The organism is Streptomyces sp. NPDC088706, from assembly GCF_044752765.1.
Taxonomy (GTDB): Bacteria; Actinomycetota; Actinomycetes; order Streptomycetales; family Streptomycetaceae; genus Streptomyces.
Genome location: NZ_JBIVLW010000018.1, coordinates 74,732 through 96,626, shown reverse-complemented (window position 1 = coordinate 96,626; position 21,895 = coordinate 74,732). Strand labels below are relative to the sequence as shown.

Annotated in this window: 18 protein-coding genes; 13 read left to right on the top strand and 5 right to left on the bottom strand. The window is 69.3% G+C overall.

Features of this window, described 5'->3' with window-relative positions; genetic code table 11:
• Positions 1-247: 247 nt before the first annotated feature.
• Positions 248-1,255, bottom strand: a complete 1,008-nt coding sequence (locus tag ACIQAK_RS28770; protein ID WP_366392073.1) for an Lrp/AsnC family transcriptional regulator — start codon at positions 1,253-1,255, stop codon at positions 248-250.
• Between the two features lie 385 nt (positions 1,256-1,640).
• Here ACIQAK_RS28770 and ACIQAK_RS28765 point away from each other — a divergent pair, with 385 nt between their 5' ends.
• The 9 genes from ACIQAK_RS28765 (at position 1,641) to ACIQAK_RS28725 (ending at position 13,935) form a co-directional block, all read left to right on the top strand.
• Positions 1,641-3,137 carry an MFS transporter gene (locus ACIQAK_RS28765; protein WP_366392074.1) on the top strand — a complete coding sequence of 499 codons (1,497 nt, stop codon included), beginning with the start codon at positions 1,641-1,643 and terminating at the stop codon, positions 3,135-3,137.
• Positions 3,134-4,435, top strand: coding sequence for an amidohydrolase (locus ACIQAK_RS28760; protein WP_366392075.1), 1,302 nt, complete (start codon positions 3,134-3,136; stop codon positions 4,433-4,435). The genes ACIQAK_RS28765 and ACIQAK_RS28760 overlap by 4 nt, the downstream gene beginning before the upstream one ends.
• An 872-nt stretch (positions 4,436-5,307) precedes the next feature.
• The gene (gene tap / locus ACIQAK_RS28755; RefSeq protein WP_366392076.1) at positions 5,308-7,407 is read left to right on the top strand and encodes a telomere-associated protein Tap; all 2,100 of its coding nucleotides are present in this window, start codon (positions 5,308-5,310) and stop codon (positions 7,405-7,407) included.
• A gap of 119 nt (positions 7,408-7,526) precedes the next feature.
• A complete protein-coding gene (locus tag ACIQAK_RS28750; protein WP_366392077.1) occupies positions 7,527-7,838 on the top strand; it encodes a hypothetical protein in 312 nt (103 codons plus the stop codon).
• A 3-nt stretch (positions 7,839-7,841) separates the two neighbouring features.
• Positions 7,842-8,396 (top strand): telomere-protecting terminal protein Tpg, encoded by a 555-nt coding sequence (gene tpg, locus ACIQAK_RS28745; RefSeq protein ID WP_366392078.1) that lies wholly within the window; start codon positions 7,842-7,844, stop codon positions 8,394-8,396.
• Between the two features lie 676 nt (positions 8,397-9,072).
• The gene (locus ACIQAK_RS28740; RefSeq protein ID WP_366392079.1) at positions 9,073-10,317 is read left to right on the top strand and encodes a ParA family protein; all 1,245 of its coding nucleotides are present in this window, start codon (positions 9,073-9,075) and stop codon (positions 10,315-10,317) included.
• Complete coding sequence (locus tag ACIQAK_RS28735) at positions 10,314-11,354, top strand: ParB/RepB/Spo0J family partition protein (protein WP_366392080.1); 1,041 nt, start codon at positions 10,314-10,316, stop codon at positions 11,352-11,354. Before ACIQAK_RS28740 ends, ACIQAK_RS28735 begins: the two co-directional genes overlap by 4 nt.
• Before the next feature lie 611 nt (positions 11,355-11,965).
• Positions 11,966-12,793 carry a DUF1963 domain-containing protein gene (locus ACIQAK_RS28730; RefSeq protein WP_366392081.1) on the top strand — a complete coding sequence of 276 codons (828 nt, stop codon included), beginning with the start codon at positions 11,966-11,968 and terminating at the stop codon, positions 12,791-12,793.
• A gap of 155 nt (positions 12,794-12,948) precedes the next feature.
• Positions 12,949-13,935 carry a 4-hydroxy-3-methylbut-2-enyl diphosphate reductase gene (locus tag ACIQAK_RS28725; RefSeq protein ID WP_366392131.1) on the top strand — a complete coding sequence of 329 codons (987 nt, stop codon included), beginning with the start codon at positions 12,949-12,951 and terminating at the stop codon, positions 13,933-13,935.
• A gap of 37 nt (positions 13,936-13,972) precedes the next feature.
• Here ACIQAK_RS28725 and ACIQAK_RS28720 read toward each other — a convergent pair whose 3' ends face one another.
• The 3 genes from ACIQAK_RS28720 to ACIQAK_RS28710 are packed head-to-tail and all read right to left on the bottom strand — an operon-like array spanning position 13,973 to position 16,547.
• The gene (locus ACIQAK_RS28720; RefSeq protein WP_366392082.1) at positions 13,973-14,755 is read right to left on the bottom strand and encodes an alpha/beta hydrolase; all 783 of its coding nucleotides are present in this window, start codon (positions 14,753-14,755) and stop codon (positions 13,973-13,975) included.
• 36 nt (positions 14,756-14,791) lie between these two features.
• The gene (locus ACIQAK_RS28715; protein ID WP_366392083.1) at positions 14,792-15,007 is read right to left on the bottom strand and encodes a DUF6009 family protein; all 216 of its coding nucleotides are present in this window, start codon (positions 15,005-15,007) and stop codon (positions 14,792-14,794) included.
• A 7-nt stretch (positions 15,008-15,014) separates the two neighbouring features.
• Entirely contained in the window at positions 15,015-16,547 is a 1,533-nt protein-coding gene (locus ACIQAK_RS28710; RefSeq protein ID WP_366392084.1) for an MFS transporter, read from the bottom strand.
• Between the two features lie 77 nt (positions 16,548-16,624).
• Between ACIQAK_RS28710 and ACIQAK_RS28705 the strand changes: the two genes are divergently transcribed.
• The 4 genes from ACIQAK_RS28705 (at position 16,625) to ACIQAK_RS28690 (ending at position 21,147) form a co-directional block, all read left to right on the top strand.
• On the top strand, positions 16,625-16,963 hold the full coding sequence (locus ACIQAK_RS28705; RefSeq protein WP_401372368.1) for a hypothetical protein: 339 nt from the start codon (positions 16,625-16,627) through the stop codon (positions 16,961-16,963).
• Between the two features lie 202 nt (positions 16,964-17,165).
• The gene (locus ACIQAK_RS28700; protein ID WP_366392085.1) at positions 17,166-18,578 is read left to right on the top strand and encodes a DHA2 family efflux MFS transporter permease subunit; all 1,413 of its coding nucleotides are present in this window, start codon (positions 17,166-17,168) and stop codon (positions 18,576-18,578) included.
• Between the two features lie 367 nt (positions 18,579-18,945).
• On the top strand, positions 18,946-20,496 hold the full coding sequence (locus ACIQAK_RS28695; protein ID WP_366392086.1) for a family 43 glycosylhydrolase: 1,551 nt from the start codon (positions 18,946-18,948) through the stop codon (positions 20,494-20,496).
• A 294-nt stretch (positions 20,497-20,790) separates the two neighbouring features.
• Complete coding sequence (locus ACIQAK_RS28690; protein ID WP_366392087.1) at positions 20,791-21,147, top strand: FAD-dependent monooxygenase; 357 nt, start codon at positions 20,791-20,793, stop codon at positions 21,145-21,147.
• Here ACIQAK_RS28690 and ACIQAK_RS28685 read toward each other — a convergent pair.
• The gene (locus ACIQAK_RS28685; protein ID WP_366392088.1) at positions 21,123-21,887 is read right to left on the bottom strand and encodes an ABC transporter ATP-binding protein; all 765 of its coding nucleotides are present in this window, start codon (positions 21,885-21,887) and stop codon (positions 21,123-21,125) included. The two genes, ACIQAK_RS28690 and ACIQAK_RS28685, sit on opposite strands and share 25 nt — an antisense overlap.
• Positions 21,888-21,895 lie beyond the last annotated feature (8 nt).

The window sequence follows — 21,895 nt, the reverse complement described above, 5'->3', positions numbered from 1 at the left end:
GCCTCCCTCAACTGCCCCAAGCCGACCGACCCCGCTGCGCTGCTGCCGGCCCCGGCTCAGGTCGAGCGGGACGTGAACCCCGACCACGTCTGGAACGCGTTCTTCGATGTGTGACGGAACCATGCGCCCCTCGAAGCGGCTTCCGCCCGGATGCTCCTTCCACCCACACTCCATGGGGGCCCTGCCGTCGCTCCGAATCCGATCTCTGACCGGCCGATAGGGTAGCGGTGGATGCCATCGAGCCGAGTCAGCGCCCGACCGGCGTCGATACCCGCTCCGCGAACCCCGCCCGCTTGTACGTCCGCATCAGCAGCGCCACGTCCGTCGACGTCACCCCGTCGAGCCGGCCGAAGACCCGGGATGTGAAGGCGTGCAGATCACGGGCGGATCGGTGGCTGGAGTAACCGAGCAGGGTGGTCGTCCCCGTCGTGGCGACCAGGTGTCGCACGGCCGCTTCGCGCGCCAGCGCGCGCACCGCCCCGTCGAGCCGGTCGTGCCCCACGGCGAGCCGGAAGCGCGCCTCGACGGGGTAACCGAGGACCGCGGGGTCCGCGTGCAGCCGCAGATGCAGGATGTGCGAGGTCATCAACCGCGCCAGCCGCCGCCGCGCGGTCGTCTCCCCGACCTGTAGCTCGCGCGCGAGCCGGGTCGTCGACATCCGAGCGTCACGGTGCAACAGTGCCACCAGGCGGCGGTCCAACTCGTCCACGACGAGCGGTTCCGGCAGCGCCAGCCCCTCCATGGCGTGCCTTCGTACGTCGGTCGGCTCGTCGTCGTACGGTGCCCAGTCGCTGGCCGTGAGCAGCAGTCGCAGGAGCACGGACGAGTGGACGTCGACCACCCCGTCCATCCGCCCGACCACCGAGTCGACGACGCTCAGCAGAGCGTCGTGGTCGGGCACGTTCAGTTCGACGAACACCTCCAGAGCACCCGTCGCGACCTCCACGGACCGGGTCTCCGGCCGTCGTGCCAGCGCGAGCGCGGTCTCGTGCACCCGCCCGGGCGCACAGCGCACCGCCAGTTCCGCCGTCACGCCCTCGCCCAGATACTCGGGGATGAGCGCCGCTGTGAAGGCCACGTCCCCGCTCGCCGTCATCCGGTCGAGCCGCCGTGCGACCGTCCGCTCATGGACCCCGGCCTCCGCCGCGACGGCGGCGAACGGTGCACGCGGATTGTGGTGCAGTGCCCGCAGCACGGCGTGGTCCAGCGCGTCGAGCACGAGGTTGGCGGACGGCCCCGCCGCGTCCGTAGCCATGAACGGCACCTCCTTTCAGCCGGGAGCCGCAGCCCGGCCGGCCCCCGAGCGTGTCGCCGAGCCGCGAGACGGAGTCTGTCGGAGTGACGGGCCCACCGAAACGACGGGCCCACCGGGACCGTACGACATCGCGGTCTCCGTCACGCTCGGCTTGACCGAGAACCACCTGAGGAGCGTCTGCCCTGCCCGTATGCGCCACGTGACCCCGCCCTCATGCCGCCTTCACCCGACTACGAGGCCCACCCTTGCCCAAGCCCCGGCCCACTGGCCACATTGTGGTGCGGATTCCGCCACACGGCAGGTCGACGGCCGACTCCCGGAGCACTCCCGCCCGCTCCCTCCTCACACCGTGGCCTCCGAGGCCCCTCCCGAACAGGTGGTACGTATGACAGACACCGGCACCCTGCGTACGCCACCGGCGTCGAGCACCGTCCGCGCGACGCCCGCCACCGCCGTGATCGCCTCCGTCGTGCTGGTGGAGCTGTCCAGCGGCATCACCCAGGGCTTCCTTTCCCCACTGCTCAAGGGACTCACCGAGACCCTCCGGGTGACTGCGGCAGACCTGAACTGGATCAGCATCGCCAACCTGCTCTCGAGCGTGGCCTTCACCCCGGTCCTCTCCCGGATGGGAGACCTCTACGGCCACCGGCGCATCCTGCGCTGGAACCTCGCCATCGTGCTGCTCGGCTCGGTGCTCGTCGGCCTCAGCCGATCCTTCGGCGTGCTGCTCACCGGCCAGATCCTCCAGGGCGCCTTCGCCGGATTCTTCCCACTGCTCGTCGGGATCCTGCGCAACCGTGCCACCGCCACCACCCCTGAAGCTGACGTCAGAGCAGGCGCAGGCAGGGACACCGGCGACGGCGAGAGCCGCCGGGGCATCAGCTTCATGGTCGCGGCGCTCGTCGCCGGTCTCGCCCTGGGCCTGGTGGCCAGTGGCTTCGTGGCCAGCACGGTCGACAGCCCCACCGCCGCCCTCTGGGTACCGACCGCCGCCGTCTGCCTCGCGCTCGCCGTCACCTGGCCCCTGCTGCCCGAATCGACCCATCGGCCCGGCGGCCGCATCGACTGGGCGGGCGGGATGCTGCTCTGCCTCGGCCTCGTCGCGATCATGCTCGGCCTCGGCATGGGCGGCCTGCCCGGCTGGGAGTGGGGCTCGGCCCGCACGCTCGGCTGTCTGATCGGCGGCGTTGTCGTGACAGCCCTGTGGGCCCTGGTCGAACTGCGCACCGCCGAACCGATGATCGACGTGCGGATGTTCCGGCACCGCAACGTCGTCACCGTCTCCCTGGTGACGCTCACCTTCAGCTTCTGCATGCTCGGGCTCCAGGTCGCCAACCCCGTCTTCCTCGGCACCGACTCGACCCAGCACGGCTACGGCCTCGGCCTCGACCCCTTCGCCATCGCCCTGGCCATGCTTCCCAACCTGCTGGCCCTCGCCCTCGGCGCCCTCGCCGCGCCCGCCGTCGCCAGGGCCGTCTCCGACCGGCTGACCCTCCTCGCCGGCTCGCTCCTCATGGCCGCCGGCTACCTGGTCTCCCTCAGCTGGCACACCTCGATGCTGCCGTTCCTGGCGGGCACGGCGGTGGCCGGTGTCGGCATCGGATTCCTCCAGCACTCCACCCGTACGCTCGCTGTGGAGAGCGTGCCGCGCGACCGGACCTCGGTCGGCTCCGGCATCAACGAACTCCTCATCAACGTCGGCGGGTCCCTCGGCGCCGCCGCCGTCCTCACCGTCTTCACCACCCGCACCCCGGCGGGTGCGGTCCTGCCCGAACTCGGCGCGTACACCACGTCCTGGACGATCTGCGTCGTCGTCTCGCTCGCCGGCGCCGCGATCGCCCTGTTCCACCGCACCCTCAAGAACACCGAGGCCCGCACATGACCACCCCCACGCACCACACCCGGGCCGACAGCATCCCCACCGGTCACACCCCCACGCACCACACCCGGACCGACAGCATCCCCACCGGTCACACCCCCACCGATCACAGCCCCGCCGACCGCCATGGCGCCGAGCACGCCCGCACCGTCCTGACGCGTCGCCAGGACGAGGTCCTCGCCCTCAGCCACCAACTGCACGCCGACCCCGAACTCGCCTACGAGGAACACCGCGCGGCCCGCCGTATCACCGACCTCGTCGAGGCAGCCGGCTTCGACGTGACGCGCGGCGTGTGCGATCTGCCGACCGCGTTCACGGCCACCGTCGGTGCGGGCGAACTCGTCATCGGCATCTGCGCCGAGTACGACGCCCTGCCCGGCATCGGCCACGCGTGCGGCCACAACGTCAACGGCGCCGCTTCGGTCGCCGCTGCCCTGGCGCTCGCCCCGCTCGCCGACGATCTCGGCATCACGGTGAAGCTCCTCGGCACGCCTGCCGAGGAGTCCGGCGGCGGCAAGGTGGACATGCTGCGGGGCGGCGCCTTCGACGACGTCGCCGCCGCGATGATGGTGCACGCCGCCCCGCAGGACGCCGTCGGTATGACCTCGCTCGCCATCAGCAGTTGGAAGGTCGGCTACACCGGCCGCGCCGCGCACGCGGCGGTCATGCCCGAACGGGGCGTCAACGCCGCCGACGCCATGATGATCGCCCAGGTCGCCGTCGCCGCGTACCGTCAGCAGATGCGGCCCGGCTCCGTCGTCTCCGGTGTCGTCACCCGAGGCGGCGAGGCCGCGAACGTCATCCCGGCCCGCACCACCGCCGACTACGACTGCCGCGCCGTCACCGCCGAGGAGCTCCGCGAACTCCAGGCCCGCATCCGCGCCTGCTTCGAGGCGGGCGCGCTGGCCACCGGCGCCGAACTCACCCTGGAGACCGTCGGGAACGACTACACCGACCTCCGCCAGGACCTCGCGATGGGCCGCAGCTACCTCGCCGCCGCCCGCGCGCTGGGCCGCGACGTCCCGGATGTCGACCCGAACCTCCGGGGCGGCTCCACCGACATGGGCAACGTCTCCCACATCGTCCCGACGATCCACCCGATGATCGGCTACGACTGCGGCGACACGATCATGCACAACCCGCAGTTCACCCGCTACGGCACCACTCCCCAGGCCGACCGCGCCGTCCTGGACGGCGGCCTCGCCATGGCCTGGACAGCCATCGACCTGGCCACCACCCCCACCCACCGCGCGTCCCTCCTCGCCCGCCTGGCAGCCCGCGAGCCGCTCGGGGCCCTCTGAACCGCCCCCGGTCGGCCCGGTCGGGAGCCCCGCCTGGCTCCCGACCGGGCCGAGGTCCGTGCGCCTGCTGCCCGGGCGGAGGGCCGCACCCGGGCCGCAGGAGCACGTAGCGGCCAGAGGTGACCGGGATGCCGACGGGCAGGGCGAGGTCCGCTCCGCCGAGCGTGGCCGCGATCGGGCCGGTGTACGGCGTGTTGACGCACAATGCGGCGGCGCCGACCCCGCCCCGAACGCGAGCGCGCCTGCCGTGTTGACGCCGCCCGAGTACCACGTCCGGAGTCTCGTCCATCAGGGCCGGCTCGTCGTAGCGGTTGCGTCGCAACGTGATGCCGGTGGCGTACAGGGCGGGCTGCTGCCGGGCGCCTCCACCGCGTACGAGCCGACCTCTCGCCCTGTGCCACGGGCGCGGCAGCTACCTGCCCCGCCCCCACCAGGAGAACGGCCACCCGGTGCCGACGGACGGGGAACTGCGCACCGATGCCTCGGACGTGGCCGACCCGCTCGTACGCCACGACCGGCAGTACGGGACCTGGGCACAGCCGGCGGCTGCCCCCGGTATGCGGGTGACCGCCGGAGCGGACTCTCAGGTACCTGATCATCGGTGTCGCCGGGGGCTGTGCCGCCGGCGGAGGGTGCGTTGTCGGTGGGGGAGAAGCGGTCGTCCAGGGTGATGGTGACGGGCCGGCCATGCGCGGCGAGACCGACCAACCGCTTGCCAGGAAGGGGCGATCCGTGAGCTGTGAGGCAGGGCCTGCGGCTGCTGCCCGGAATCGCCCATTTCCCACTCGTCCACCATCCCGAACGGGATAAAAAAACAGGCTAAACAATGAGGTAAAAATTGCTAGGGTGGAGCACGAGAGGAGATTCATCCCATGGCATCCGAGGAAGAGCTGTTCGCGAACATCGACGCTCTGCTGGAGGAGGATCCGCAGCTCCCGCCTCCAGCGGAACGCGCCCGGCTGCGGGAGGCAGCCGGCATCACCCAGGCTCGTCTCGCGCAGGCGTTGAAGTCGACCGTGCAGACGGTGAAGAACTACGAGAACGGCCGCTCCGAGCCGAAGTCGCCGCGCCTGGAGGCGTACCAGCGACTGCTGAACGGATGGGCCGCGAAGTATCCCGCCCACCCCGTCCCCGCCGCTCCGGCCCCCGTGCCGCAGCCCGTCCCGGTGCCGGAGACGTTCACCGGCCCGGCCGCGCCCGAGGCCACCGAGGAGGAGACTGCCGACTCGGCCTCGGCTGTCCAGGCCACGCCCGAGCGTTCCATCCGTCGGGCGACGTCGCGCCGCCCAGCGGTGAAGCCCGCGGCTGATCCGCGGTTCCCGCACGGTCCGCTCGCCGTGCTGGACGGGGACGGCTCCGCGTACGGCACGGACGGCCTCGTGCTGGACTGCCCGGCCACCACTGTGCCGGAGCTGGTGGAGTGGACCCTCAAGGAGTCCGGCCTCGGTGCCGCAAAGCTCAACCGGTACGGCAAGGACAGCGACCCGCTGATCGTGCTCACCGCGGCCGCTGCCGTGAAGCTCGGGCTGCCCGAGCGCCTGGAGGGCCACGAGCAGCGCCGCTCCCTGCGCCTCCCGGAGGGCCACCCGGTGGTCAAGCAGGTGACGAAGGCGAAGTGGCGGCTCACCCAGCGCGGCTTCGGCCCGTGGGCGCGGATCTACCGCAAGGCGCAGGGCCGCGAGCGGCAGTGCGTGCAGCTGGCGATCCTGTCCTGGGACGCCCTCGATGAGCGGTCCTGGCCCGGTGTCTCCGAGATGGAACCGGCCGACATCGCCCGCGTGCTGGGGGTGTACGCGACCCGGGTCATCACCCCGCGCGGCTCCACCGCCGTCTCCGGGCTGGAGCTGATGACGGCGCTGCGCCCGCCGACGAAGGCCGTGCGGGACGAGGAGACCGGGAACTGGGTGTCCGGCCACAACGCGGGTTCGCTCGGGACGGAGCCGATGGACCCGGCGCCGCCGGAGGCCACCCCGGAACACCCCGTCGTGGTGAACTCGGGCTGGACGGGCGGCTTCCTGAACGAAGAGGCCTACCAGTGGGTGCGGTCGGTGGAGACCCTGTCCGATGAGGAGTGCACCCTGCACTTCGCGGTCGGCCTGGACCTCAACACCGCGTTCCTCGCCGCCGCGGCCCGGCTCGTCGTCGGCCTCTCCGCCCCGGACCACTTCCACGCCCCGAGGTTCAACCCGAAGATCCCCGGGAGCTGGCTGGCCGACCTCAGCCACATCGAGCTGGACCCGCGCCTGCCCTCGCCGTTCACCCCGGACGGCACCCGCCCCACCGGCCCGGCCTGGTACCAGACGCACACCCTCGCCTACGCCCAGGAGCTCGGGCACGACGTGCACCCGATCGAGGCGTACCTGCGGCGCGAGACCGGCGCGTACCTGGACCCCTGGCACGACCGGCTCAAGAACGCCTACGTCGACACCCTCGCCGACATGGGCGTCACCAAGGACCTGGACGACCGTGCCTTCCTCGCCGCGATGGAGCAGCACAAGCAGAGGGACCCGGCCCTGGCCGCCGTCCTGTCCGCGATCAAGGCCACGGTCAAGGGTGGCGTCGGCAAACTCCGTGAGCGCCCGCAGGGCAAGTCCTACAGGGAGGGCGAGACGTGGCCGGCCCTGTCGCGGCCGACGTGGCGCCCCGACATCCGGGCCGCCGTCATCAGCAAGGCCCGGGTCAACATGCACCGCAAGCTCAACAACATGGTCAAGATGACGGGCCTGTACCCGCTCGCCGTGCTCTCCGACTGCGTCGTGTACCCCTCGCCGGGCGAGAGCCCACTCGACTTCCTCCCCTACGCCGCATCCGGCAAGCCGCAGCCCGGCGGGTTCCGCCTGGGGCCCACGCCCGGCCTGGCGAAGCTGGAGGGCGTCCAGTCGATGCTGTGGGCGGTCGACCTCATGGAGAAGGGCCTCAACCCGGCCCGCCACATCAAGGGCGGCGACGCCGTCCTCGATGAAGGTGAATGACCCGCTCCGGAGAACCCCGCCAAGGAGGCACAACGTTGACCACCACCGACACCGCTACCCCTGAGTGGCCCCTCCCTTCCGCACCGCCCGCTCATAACCCGGTCCTGTTCGCTCGGGCGATGTGCGACATGCGTCTGACCTGGTGTGTCCGCGGCGTCCTGGCCGAACTCGCCACCGGCTACAGCCCCGGGCAGGAACCCACCATCAGTGAGCTGGCCTCCCTCACCCGCGAGGAGTGCCTGACCGCCGAAGGCCGCGAAGCCTTCCGCAAGGCGGTCAGCGCACTGCGCGCTCCCGGCTGCCCCACTCCGGACGCCGCCACCACTCGTACCAGCGTGGGCGAGGGTCTGGTCGTGGACTTCCGTCCCGCTGTCGGTGCCCGCCTGATCCCTCAGTGCTACGGACACAGCTCGATCACGGACGGGAGCTGACCGGTGGGAAAGATCGAGGACGCCATCGAGCGTGCCGACCGGGAAGCGTTCACCCGACAGCCGCCGAAGACTCTCAAAAGCCAGATCGGCTACCTGCTCAAGCAGCTCGGCAGCGCCAAGGCCGTCGCGGCGGAGCTCGGTGTTACCGCCGACTCCGTCAACCGCTACCGACGCGGCGCCCGCAAGAACCCGCCCAAGGACATCGCCTCGAAGATCGACGACGCAGTCCGCTCCCGCTGGCAGCCGCAGGTGCGCAAGCGCCGGCGCGAGCAGGCCGCCGCCACCGGGATCACGGTGGAGACCCGGGCCCGCTTCGGCTACACCGCTTCCGTAGGCACGACCGACGACGGCCGCTTCCGCCGCCTCACCGTACGTCTCCCCGCCGCCTACGCGCAGCGCCTGTTCGACGCCCGCGACACAGGAGCCAGCGACCAGGAGATGCGCGGAATCATCGCCGAAGGGTTCAAGGAAGTCTATTTCCAGGACGGCGGTGGCCGTGCTACGGGACTGTCGGACGTGGAGATCAACGACATCGACTATGTGGATCTGGACTACTGAGACACCGGTCTCCTGACGGCCAGTCGACGCCGAGCCCTGGTGGGCGATCCACGCGGTCGCGCGGGTCGCGGTGGAGCAAGGCCAGGGTGCCGCGCGCATCGCGGGGGGCAGGGGCGCCGCTTCCCGCCGGCGCGGGGACCGTCACCGGGCCTCCGGCGGGCGCGGCGCCACGGTCTACTCCGGGACGGGCGCGGCGCAGCTGAAGCAGAAGGGGCGGGGCCGGCTGTCGGCGCTGGTGGCGATGGCAGGAACCCAGGCAGGTCGCAGACAGCGCACACATTGGCTGATCGCTGTCTGCGGATCAGGACCGCCCCTTGGCCGACTCCCTGTCCGTCGAGGTCATCGAGGCCTCCGCCGTGACTCCCTCGTCGCTGGGTCGGCGAGAGGTCCCCACCCCAGGAAGGCGAGTAGGTGGATGTTTCGCTCTTCTCGGGAAAATGCGACAGCCGTGAAGGGGCCTTGAGGGGTCGATCTCAAGAGTCCTGGTGTATCCGGTCGTTCGCCGGGGTGAGAGGACGCCAGCGGGCCACACAGCCGTTTTTGCTTCTGTCGTTGTCGTGTCTTCGGTGTCAGGCAGGGCGTATTACGGCGTAATACCGCGCTCCTGAGCGCCCGTCAGAGCAAGAACTAACGTGATGGCGCTGAATTGGATCACTAACGTTAGTAAAGTACGTCCATGACTTCAGCCGACCCCGGCGACCGCGAGAAGGTCGTCTCCAAGCTGCCCCCCGCTCTGCAACAGGATCTGAAGATCCGGGCTGCTCAGCACGGGAAGGGCATCCAGCACGCCGTCGAAGCGGGCATCGAGGCTTGGAGCAAGCTCGGTTCCAACCGGCCCGCCACGGACACTTCGGGCGCCAAGCCCTTCGCCACGTTCCTCCCTCCGGGTCAATGGGACGCGTTCCGCACCGACTGCTCCGCCCGCGGCATCTCTCTCATCCAAGGCCTCACCCAGTCCGTGCAGGTCTGGCTGGAGACCAATCCAGCACCCGCCATCGTCCGACCCGAGCACCCGAAGCGGATCATCGCGTGCAACCAGAAGGGCGGTGTCGGCAAGACGGCCATCGCCGCGGGCACCGGCGAAGCACTCGCCGAAGACAGCGAGCAACTCCACCCCGTGCGCATCTCGAAGCACTTCGCCGCAGCACTGCCCAGCACAGCCGAACCGCCGGCCTCCCAGCTCGACTACGAGGACCTACCCGGCCTCGGACTCCGCGTGCTCCTCGTCGACTTCGACCCCCAGTGCCACCTCACCCAGCAGCTCGGCCACACACCACTTCCCATCGACGGCGACAGCCTCACCAAGCACATGGCCGGCGAAGCGAAGGGGAACATCGCCGACCTCATCGTCCCCATCGAGAACCCTCGCTTCGGCGACCGGCTGCACCTCCTGCCCGCCTGCACCGATGCTTTCCTCCTCGACGTGAAACTCTCCAGCGTCAGGGCCCGCGAAGCCGCACTGGAACGAGCCCTGGCAGCTGTCGAGGCCGACTACGACGCAGTCATCATCGACTGTCCGCCCAGCCTGGGACTGAGCATGGACGCCGCGGCCTACTACGGACGCCGTCGCACCGGCGAAGCACCCGGCAACTCCGGCATCCTCATCGTGGTCCAGGCCGAAGACAGCTCCGCCGACGCCTACGGCCTCCTCACCTCCCAGATCGAAGACCTCCGCAGCGACATGCACCTGGAACTTGAATACCTCGGCATCGTCGTCAACCACTACGACGCCCGACGCGGATACATCGCCACCTCATCCCTCCGGTCATGGATGGACATAAAGGATCAGCGCGTCGTCGGGGTCATCGGCGACCTCAAGGAACAGAAAGAGGCGGTCCGAATGAAGCAGCCCCTCCTCGCCTACTCCCCCCGCTGCGACCAGTCCGTCGGCATGCGCGCCCTCGCCCGGGAGATCTCGTGACCAACAAGGCCAAGCTGCTCGGCACCGGCACCTCCTTCGGCCAGGCCCGCGGAGGCATCAGCGCCCGCCGGGCAGCAATCGACGCAACAGCCGTAGCTCCGACCGAGGGTGCACCTCCGCCCCTCAAACTCCCCCTCGACGCGATCAGCCTCAACCCGGCCAACCCCCGGTCAGAGCTGGGCGACCTGACCGCCCTGGCGGCCAGCCTCCGCGACCACGGCCAGAAGACCGCCATCAGCATCATGGGCCGGTTCGCCTACCTGGAAGGCAACCCCGACCGCAAGGACGACTTGGAGGAGGGCACCAAGTACGTCGTCATCGACGGCAACTCGCGCCTCGCCGCCGCCCGCGAAGCCGGACTCACCGAAATCAAGGTGATGGTCGACGACGACCTCGGAAGCAACCCCGACGAAATACTGGAATCAGCACTCGTCGCGAACGTCCACCGCCAGGACCTCGACCCACTCGACGAAGCGAAGGTTCTCCAGCAGCTCCTCACGGTCCATGGAACACAAGAAGCCCTCGCCGCACGCCTCCACCGATCACAAGGCTGGGTGTCGCAGCGACTGGCGCTCCTCGGCCTGACCCCCGAGCTCAAGGAGAAGCTGCAGTCCGGCGAGGAGTCGGCTGCCCTGCTACGCCGGGTGGGAAAGAAGAAGCCGGAGGAACAGGCGGACCACCTGAGGCGCCTTAAAGAGAAGAATCAAGGAAGCGTCCCGACCGGGAGGCGGAATACCGCTCCGCCGCAACCCTCCGTCATCCCGGCGCCCGCTCTCCCGGTCCAGGATCATTACGCCGTAATGAAGCCTGCCTCCGGCGGCGACCAAGAAGCCCCCCTTCAGAGCGCTGCGGACAGTCCTGGCGGGGCACCGGCAACGTGGGAGAGCAACGAGAACCGGCCGGGGAGCGAAGACGCGGCGCCTGCCGCATCCCACGTCGCTTGGACGGAGCCGGATTCGGTGATCGCGGCGATCCTGAAACGGTGCCCCCCGGACGTCGTGCAGAAGATCGTCCGAGGGCTTACGCAACCTCGATGAAGTACGAACTCGCACGCTGCAAGCAAGAGCTCAGTGCCTTGAAAGGTCAGGTACCGCTGCATGGCCCTTCCACACCAGCGGACCACCAGGGAGTGCGAAACCCGTTGAAGTTCCGCCCAGCAGAACTCCAACGGGGCTGGCACTGGAAGGGCCGAACACGGACCAGCGGCCAACAGACGGAGCTACGGCCGGACTCACCGCCCCGGCTCGGCGGGCTGGCGGGTGGCGGCGACGTTGTATCGCGAGTTGGAACGAGCTGACCTGCGATTTTCCAACTTCGCACGGTGTCCCCGGCCGATGCCTGGCTCCGGAGGATGCGGCTGTGCCCGAGCTGGAACGACCGCCGCTGCGGCGCGCCCGGCCTCACAGGTACTCACAGCGTTCCGTCTGGTGGTAGGGGTGCAGCACGACATCGGCCCGGACGACACGAGCAGGCCGAATGGGCAGGGCGGATGAACAGTTCTCATCGGCAGGCGAAGCGAGGACACCACGTCTGAAGGGTGCCGCATCGGGGATTCCGGCCTTTCGCCTGTTCATGAGCTTCTCAGCAGCCATCAAGGTCACCAGTCGCAGGACAGCCGGTGACAGTCGCGTCTGCGAGAGTGCCGGACATGACGAATGACATCGAGAACGACATGTACGAGCCCGTTGTCCGCGTCCTGGGGCCGGAGATGGGCGAGCACTGGCGGGCCAGGACCCGCCCCGCTTTCGCTCTCACCATCGACGAGAGCGAAGCTCCTGTCGTCGGGCAGCTCCACGGACTGCCCTCCCTGCCCGCGGATATGCCCTGGCCCATACGGGAGGGGTACGGCCCGATGACCCATTTGGCCACCATCCGATGTGCAGAACTGCCCGAGGGAGTGTTGGACTTCCACCTGCCCAAGGACGGCACCCTGCTCTTCTTCCGCTGGTCGTTCGCCGACTGCGAGCGCTTCTGGGAGAGCGGGGGAGGCGACAGCTACTTCTCCGAGGGGCACGGTACGGACCCGGGGGCCGGGGCCAGGCTGCTGTACATCCCTGGCTCCACCGACACCTCCCCCCGCTCTGCCCCGGACGGCGTCGAGTTCGGCGAGACCGTCCCGCTGCACCTCGTCGGGACCTTCGCATCACGTCTGAGCTGGGATACCACCGAACAGGAGTACCCGGTCCCCGAAAGCCTCGGAGACGCGCTCGCCGGAGCCTTCGACGAATGGGAGGGACACGAACTCCTCCACGCCCAGATCGGTGGCCACCAGAACCCGGTACAGAACCCATCGGTGAACAATGCTGCCGGCGGAGACCTGCGGGGCCCCCACGGCTCGCAGGCCGGCGAAGACATCATGATCATGCTCGCCGCCATCTACGACTGCAAGGACGAAGTCGAGACCTACTGGTTCATCCAGCCCCAGCACCTGAAGCACAACCGCTTCGACGAGGTCTACTACGACTACCAGGCATGACATCGAGCACCACCGGACCTCCCCACCGCAGGAGGTCGGCGTGTGGCTCCGGCTCCGCCGGCAGGCCCATCGGGCAGAGTGGCAGGCCCTTCGGGCTGTCAAGGAGGCAAGCAGACGCTCTCCGCGAACCCCCTTCCTAAGATGATTTCGTGACTATCCATGAAGTTGGGTCTCGTCGTGTTCTTCTCGCCGCGCCCCGTGGCTACTGCGCGGGTGTGGACCGTGCCGTGATCGCCGTCGAGAAGGCCCTGGAGCAGTACGGGGCCCCGGTCTACGTCCGCCACGAGATCGTGCACAACAAGTACGTGGTCCAGAAGCTGGAGAAGAAGGGCGCGATCTTCGTCGAGCGGACGGAGGAGGTGCCAGAGGGCTCCATCGTCATGTTCTCCGCGCACGGCGTCGCCCCCGTCGTCCACGAGGAGGCGGCCCGCGGCAAGCTCGCGGCCATCGACGCGACCTGCCCGCTGGTCACCAAGGTCCACAAGGAAGCCATCCGGTACGCGAACGAGGACTTCGACATCCTCCTCATCGGCCACGAGGGCCACGAGGAGGTCATCGGCACCTCCGGCGAGGCCCCGGACCACATCACGATCGTGGACGGTCCGCACGACGTCGAGAAGGTCACCGTCCGCGACGAGTCGAAGGTCGTCTGGCTCTCCCAGACCACGCTGTCCGTCGACGAGACGATGGAGACGGTCGACGCGCTGAAGACCAAGTTCCCGCTGCTCCTCTCCCCACCCAGCGACGACATCTGCTACGCCACCTCCAACCGGCAGGCAGCGGTCAAGGTCATGGGCGCCGACTCCGACCTGGTCATCGTCGTCGGCTCCAAGAACTCCTCCAACTCCAGGCGCCTGGTCGATGTCGCCCTCGGAGCCGGCACCAAGGCCGCCCACCTCGTGGATTTCGCGAGCGAAATCGACGAAGCCTGGCTCGAAGGCGTCACGACCGTCGGCCTGACCTCGGGCGCCTCGGTGCCGGAAGTCCTGGTCGAAGAGGTGCTGGAGTGGCTGGCGCTGCGCGGTTACGCGGACGTGGAGATCGTCAAGACGGCGGAGGAGTCCATTACCTTCTCCCTGCCGAAGGAACTCCGCCGCGACCTGCGCGCGGAAGCCGCAGAACTGGTCGCCGCCGACAGTTGAGCGGACCTGCTGGCAGCAGCGTGGACCAGAGCCGTCTTCAGTCGTCGTCCCGGATCAGGGCGGCGACGGGTCCAGGGTCGAGGAGCGGGGCACAGTGGTAGGCGCCCTGGAGCAGATGCAGGCGCCCGTGTGGGAACGCCAGAGCCATTCGTGTCGCGGCTTCGGGGGTGGCGACCTGGTCGTGTTCCGCGCCGACGACCCTCACGGGTGCCGTGACCCGGTGCAGTTCGTCCAGTCCGTCGAAGGCCGCGATCATCCGCAGCGTTGTGGCCCACACCGCCGGATCCGCGGCGGCGAGACATGACTCCGCGTAGCGAACCGATGGGGCACCGGCCGTAATCGCCTCGGGAGAAAACCAGCGTGCGATGACGGGTGCGGCCTCGGTCCGCCCGGACTCCTCCAGGAGCCTTGCCGCCTCGGCGAACGGGGGATAGGGGGTGGCCCGGGTGCACAGCAGCGTCAGTCGTCGCGCCCGGCCGGGGAAACGCACCGCGAAGCACTGCGCGACCTGGCCGCCGAAGGAGTGGCCGACCAAGTGCGGGCGGGTGATCCCGAGCAGATCCAGGAGTTCCGCCAGGTCATCGGCGTAGTCGGACATGGAGCGGACCGACGGCGCACCAGCTGCGGATCCGTGCCCCCTCAGGTCGTAGCTGACCACTCTGCGTCCGCCGACGAGCAGCGGTACCAGCCCGTCCCAGGAGCCCTGGTCCAGAGGCGATCCGTGCACCAGCACACAGGCCTGTCCCACTCCCTCGTCCCGGATCGTCGTCAGATGCTCACCGCCGCGGTCGCCACCAAGGCGCATCCAGTGGCGTTTCATGGCGCCTCCTGTCGGCGTGACGCGCTCATGGAAGGCTCAGGTCGGTATCCTGGCGCGAACGCTCCGTCCTGCAACCCTCGGCCCGGCGACGAGAGTGCTGGGGTCGACCGCTTCAGCGGGCGCCCCGGTGGCACCGAGGTCATCGGGCTGGGTGTCGTGATCGTGCGGAAGAAGCCAGAAGACCCTGCGAGGAGAAGGTGTCTGATGGGTGGGAGGCTTCGGCTTCGGGTCCAGTGGGGCATAGCCGACCATGCGCCCGTCACGGCGGGGTCTGATCTGCGTTCCCGGACCCCGGGCGGGCACGGCGTAGGAGGACGAAGACTGCGATCGCACTGACGGCGACCGCTGCCGCGCCTGTCATGAAGGCCAGGTGCATGCCGGTGGTAAAAGCGTCACGGGCCTGTTCGGTGAGTTCGGGACTGCCGACTGCGGCTGCGGCCGCCAAGGAGGAGCGGGCCGCTTGGGCGACAGATGAGGGAAGACCCGTCACATCGAGGTGACTCCGGTAGACGGCATCCAGGACGCTGCCGAGCACGGCGATCCCGACGGCACCGCCGAGTTCACGCGAGAGATCGTTGAGGGCTGAGCCGACGTTCTGCCGGGCGCGGGGGAGAGCATTGGTGATCGAGGCGGTGGCAGGAGTCATGGCCATTCCCATGCCGAGACCCAGGGGCAGCAGACCGGCCAGGACCAACCCGTAACCGCTGTCCGCGTCGAGCCGGGCCAGGACCATCAGCCCGACGGCAATCGCGACCAGACCGAGGGACCATGACCCACGCTCGCCGAAACGTGCTGTCAGACGAGGCGAGAGGCGCGTGGTGGGGATCATGACCGCTGCCATCGGCAGAACACTGACCGCTGCCATCAGGGCGCTGTCCCGCCGGACGAGCTGCAGGTACTGCATCATCACGAAGATGAAGCCGTAGAAAGCGAAGAACTGCAGCGTGACCGACAGGGCCCCGGCCGACAGGTGCGGTCGGCGGAACAATCGGGGATCGAGCAAGGGGTGGGGCCGACGCAGTTCCCATAGGACGAACCCGGCGAGCACGACGAATCCAGCGGCGATCCCCCCGAGGGTGCGGGCGCTTCCCCACCCATTGTTCGGGGCCTCGATGATCGAGTAGACGAGGATGCCGAGGCCGACCACTGTCAGCACGGCTCCGACGGTGTCGATCGGGTGGCGCCCCGGTTGGGCGGACTCCGGGACCCACACGAAGGTACCGATGAGCGCCAGCCCGGCGAGCAGTACGTTGAGCCAGAAGACCGACCGCCAGGACCATGTCTCCAGCACAGCTCCGGAAGCCAGGAGACCAAGAACCGCGCTGCCGCCCGCAACCGCTGTCCAGATGCTGACGGCGCGAGCCCGCTGTTCCCGGGGAAAGGTACTGGTGATCGTGGACAGAGTGGCCGGCATCACGAAGGCGGCGGCGGCGCCGAGCACGGCACGCAGCACGATCAGCGTCGTGGCATCGCTGGTGAAAGTCGCGGCCAGTGAGACAGCGGCGAACAGTCCCAAGCCGCTCAGGAGCGCCTTCCGGCGGCCGTAGCGGTCGCCGAGAGTACCGGCGAGAAGCAGAAGCGACGCGAACACCAGGCTGTAGGCGTCGATGATCCACGAGAGTTCCGACTGCTTGGCGTGGGTCTCGCGGGCGATGTCGGGGAGAGCCACGTTCAGCGAGGCCATCGCGGCGACGACGGTGGCGAGGGCCAGACAGGTAACCGCCAGGACCGCAGGGTGACGGACCGGCTGCGGAGCGGGCCAGATACCTGATGAGTCTGTCCGTTTGTTCATGACGGCTCCGGATGTCGCGCGAACCGAATGTTTCCAGATTTACCCGTATGGAACGATTCCGGCCACCCGGCCACCGTGTGCCGTCCACGAACCCGCTGCTGCCCGGCCGAGGGCAGGCGTGGGCGGAGCTCCGCACCGGACAGCGCGGTCAGGTGGACGCCGTCGTACAGCAGCTGCGCGGGGACGGGTTCGAAGTCCGCGACGAGGACGTCACCCGTCTCCCGCCGTTCGTCCGCCGCCACATCAACATGCTGGGCCGCTACTCCTCCCCGTTCCCCGTCCTGCCCGGGGGCTTGCGACCCCTTCGAACTCCGGAGACAGACGGCGAGGAACAGCCACTCACACCTCCGCGCCGGCCCCGGCAGGTGCCGACGTGGAGGCCGATATGTCAGCTCGCCCGGATGGTCGGCCGATAGGTGGACATCTGTATGCCAGCCACCTGCCGAAGATGGTTACAGATCCAGTTGACCTGGTGTGTCGTCGAGTCCTTGGGAGCCCTGCTGTGCGAATCGAAGTGTGTGTGGACGCCATCGCCCGACGACGGGCTTCCGTTCCCCGCCTCGGTTTCCCGCGCCTCCGCGTGCGGCCGGGGCGGGCATACCGAGGACACGACTGAAATTGCACCGCCCGCTTCGTAGCCCCTCTTCTCCCGGCTCGTCCACGAGCCCCCAGGCAGCGCTGTACGCGCTCTGCGTCAGCTACTTCATGATCGGCCTGGACGCCACGGTCGTGAACGTGGCCGTCCCCGACATTCGAGCCTCCCTCGGGGCGTCGCTCAACGAGGCCGTCTGGGTCAACAGTGCCTACGCCCTCTGCTACGCCGTGCCCCTCATCGTCGCGGGCCGGCTCGGAGACCGCTACGGCCCCAAACGGATCTTCCTGACCGGCCTGGCGGGCTTCACCGTCGCCTCGCTGGCCTGCGTACTCGGCCCGAACGCTTCGGTGCTGATCACTGCCCGGGCCGTCCAAGGGCTGACGGCCGCCCTGATCGCGCCCCAGACCATGTCGCTGATCGTCCACCTCTTCCCCGCCGAGCGCCGCGGCCGAGCCCTGGGCGTATGGGGAGCCATCGGCGGCGCGGCCATGGCAGCCGGCCCTGTGATCGGCGGGCTGCTGATCACCTGGACCGGATGGCGCGGCATCTTCCTGGTCAACATCCCCATCGGCGTCTTCGGGTGGATCGCCGCAGTCCGTCTGCTGCCCGACTGGCAACCCGCCAAGGAGCACCGCCTCGACCTGGGGGGCATCGCGCTCAGCAGCCTGGGACTGACCGCGCTGGTCTTCGGCGTGCAGAGCGGTGAAGCCTACGACTGGGGCACCGTCGCCGGACCCATCACGATCCCCTCGATCCTCATCTTCGGCACTCTGTGTCTGGCGGTGTTCGTGTGGTGGCAGCACCACGACAACCGTGAGCCGCTTCTGCCCCTGCGGCTGTTCCACAACCGGAACTTCTCCGCGGCCGCCACCGCCGGCGGAGCCATGGGAGCCGCCATGGGCGGGCTCTTCCTGCCTCTGATGATCTACCTGCAGAGCGACCTCGGCTACAGCCCCCTTGCAGCCGGCGCCGCCACCGTACCGATGTTCGCCCTGTCCTCACTGTGCGCACGCCTCGCCGGCAAGTGGTCCGACACCACCAGCCCCCGGGCACTCGCAGCCCTGGGCTTCACCCTCCTGATCGTGGGTACCAGCTCCCTCGCCCGGCTGCTGCACCCTGGTATCAGCCTCTGGACGCTCACGCCATCGCTCCTCGTGACCGGTACCGGGGTCGGCCTCGTCTCGGCCCCACTCGCCGGGATCGCCACCCGAACCCTGGAACCCTCCCTGGTCGGCGCGGCCTCAGGAGTCTTCAACACCACCCGCCAGCTCGGCGGAGCACTCGGCAGCGCCGCCACCGGAGTCCTCCTCCAAGCCCACCTCGGAAACACCCCCGCCACCGCAGTCCAAGCCGCCCTGATCTTCCCCGTGGCCGCGCTCCTCGTCGGCCTGGCGTGTTGCGCCGTCGTCCGGCCAGCCGCGGCGGAGACCGCCTGAGGGGCCTGGACGGGCACGCGAGCTCCAGCACGCCGCACCTCAGCGTCGGCTGTCGCCCGGAGCTGCTCGTCGAGCAGTGCGCCCTTCAGGGGGCGCGGCAGGAGCCGTGCGGTGCCGGCCTCGCGGCACCAGCCGAACCAGGACAGCACCCCGGCCCGGCGGGAGTCCCAGGTGTCGACCGCCGGCTCCTCATGGCGACCGAGGCGTTCGCAGGTCCTGCCCTCGGGCCGCGCTTCCACGAGCGCACGGCTCTCAGTCAGAGCCGTCCGGGTCCCAGCACGTCTAAAAATTCGTTTCACGCAGGGGTCCTTAAGTAATCCATCATGATAATTTTTTTCACCCTCCCCATGTCGTCCGAGGAGTACCCATGAATGTCCGTGGGCGTGTCACGCGCCTCATCACTCTGACCGCCGCTGCCACGTTGGTCCTCGCCGGCGGACTCGTCATGCCGGCGCAGGCCCTCGAACCGTCCTCCCGCATCGCCAACGACACCGTCTGGACCGATACCGCCGGCAAGGAGATCCTGGCCCAGGGCGGCAACGTCCTGAAGGTCGGGTCGACCTACTACTGGGTGGGACAGAAGCTGGTCAGCGGCCAGGCCAAGGCGGTCAACCTGTACAGCTCGACGGACCTGGAGAACTGGACGTTCGAAGGCCCGATCCTGGAACAGTCCGGGACCGAAGGGGCCCTCGCCGTGGGCAACTGGCTCGGCCGCCCCCAGCTCAACTACAACCCCACCACCAAGAAGTTCGTCCTGATCGCCGAGGTCAACGACCAGAAGGTCTACGTGGGCAAGAAGCCGACCGGGGAGGACGAGTACTGGGGGCGCAACGGCATCCTGTTCGCCACGAGCGACACTGTCGACGGAACCTACACCCCGACGAGCACGCAGTCCGTCAAGGTCAACGGCCGTACCACGGGTGACCACTCCGTCTTCGTCGACGGTGACAAGGCCTACCTCGTCTACGTCGCGGACCAGGGGGGCCGGAGCATCAACAACATGGTCAACGTGGCGCCGCTCAACAAGGACTGGACGGGGGTGGAGCCGACCGTCTACTGGGAGAGTGAGCCCCATAAGGAGGCTCCGGCCATCCTGAAGGCGAACGGCAAGTACTACCTGCTGGGTTCCGGCATGGACAGCTGGGACGCCACCGCCACCTACTACCGGGTCAGCGACACCCTCGGCGGCTGGAACACGCAGGAACCGTGGAAGAAGGTCACCCATCGGCCGGCACGAGCCGATGGCGGGGACAACTCCTTCGGCACGCAGTTCGAGCAGATCATCCCCGTGGTCGGTGAGAGCGGGACGACGTCCTACCTCTTCAACGGCGACCGGTACTCGCAGTACCACGCGGGGCCCTATCCCGCACCGGGCGGCATAGGCCGCAACGCCTGGTACCCGCTGACCTTCGAAGGCACCACCCCCGTGCTGCACGGCTGGACCGACGTGGACGTCGATGCGAAGGCCGGCACGATCACCGGAAACCGCGTCGCCAACGGCCGCTTCGACCAGGACGTCGCAGGAGGGAGGATTCCCCACTGGACCGTCAAGGCCGGCTCGAACGCCTACACCCAGAGGATCCAGGAGAACCCTGCCGTGAAGCCGCACGAGATTCCGCGGCAGCTCACCGTGGAGTCCGGATGGGTCCAGCAGGACGTGCAGCTCCCCAACGGGTCCTACGAACTGTCCTTCGACTACCGCTCCAGCGGCGCGCAGAAGAACGCCTACTTCGAGGTGAAGGGCCATGACGGGCAGCGGTCCGAGAAGGCCTATCTCAACACCGCCCAGAACCAGTGGGCGACGAAGAAGATCCCCTTCACGGTGAAGTCGGGAAAGGTGACTCTCGGAGTCTGGGCGGACAGCTCCGCACCGACCTGGCTCAACATCGACAACGTGTCGATCTGGTCCGCCGGCTGAGCATGTCCGGATGACCGCTCCCCTACGTCCGGAGCACCTCATCGCAACCACCCGACCAGGGCGGTGAGATAGGTGCTCCGGCGCCGACCGCGACAGTCGTCGGCCACGGCTCACCGGTAGAATCCCGAAGGGCCCTGATGGCGAGGACGGGCCGATCCGCGCTGGTCGCGCGCATCGCACCGGTCGTCCCGACGCGACGGCTTCTGTGTCAGGCGACCGTAACACCGAGAGAGCGGAGCGAGTCAGCCATGCGCGCAGGCAGCACAGCCGTGGTCGGCGGCAGCATAGCGGGGTGTGCCGCGGCCCTGGCGGCGGCACGCGCTGGTCCTCATCGGCGATGCCGCCAGCGTCGCCCGGCCGCACATCGGCGGGGGCAGCGTGAAGGCGCTCCAGGACGCCACCGCTCTGGAGGCCGCCCTGAGCACCCGGGAGAGCTGGGAGGAAGCCCTGGAGGCGTACGACGCCGAGCGTGGCCCCATCGGCTCCGCCATGGTCGCGCTGGCGCGCAGGATGGGCGGTGCGCGGGTCGAGAACACGCCGGACTGGTCCGCCATGGGCCAGCCGGAGTTCGAGGTGTGGTGGCAGGCCCAGAACGAGGGCTCCGATGGGAACAGCGGCTTCGGCGGTCACGCCCTGAAGGGGCGCAGGTAGGGCTTGCTCCGTTCCGGGGCGGTCGGCGCCAGGTCCAGTGCCGCGTGAAGAACGCTGGGGTCCTGGCGCACCTTCGCGCCGTCCAGTCGCAGGGTCGCCCGTCCCGAGGTGATGACCGTGAGCGTACGGGCGCATCGGGCCGCCTGCTCCGGGCTCGGTGACACCAGCAGTACGGCGATGCCTTCGTCCGCCAGCGTGGTCACCAGGGCCTGGACCTGCCGGACGAGGGCGGGCGCGAGGCCCTCGGTCGGCTCGTCGAGCAGCAGCACGCTCGGCGAGCCCAGCAGCGCGCGGCCCAGTGCCAGCATCTGCTGTTCCCCGCCGGAGAGTTCCGCACCCCGGTTGTCCCGGCGTTCGCCGAGCCGGGGCAGCAGCTCCAGGACGCGCGCGGGGGTCCATACGCTGGGGCGCGGAGCGTCGCCGCGCCGGGGAGGCCGGTGGGCCAGGCGCAGATGCTCGGCGACGGTCAGCCCGGCGAACACCCGGCGTCCCTGGGGCACGAGACCGATCCCGGCGCGGGCGACCCGGTGCGCGGGCTGCCCCGTCACGTCCCGGTCGTCGAGCCGTACGGAACCGGCACCGGGGCGCAGAAGTCCGGCGACGGTGTGGACGAGGGTGGTCTTGCCCGCGCCGTTGTGGCCGACGACGGCGTGGACCGTGCCGGCGGGGACCGAGAGATCGAGGCTGTGCAGGACGGTGCCGCCGTGGTAGCCGGCCGTCAGACCGGTGAGTTCCAGCATCGGTGAGC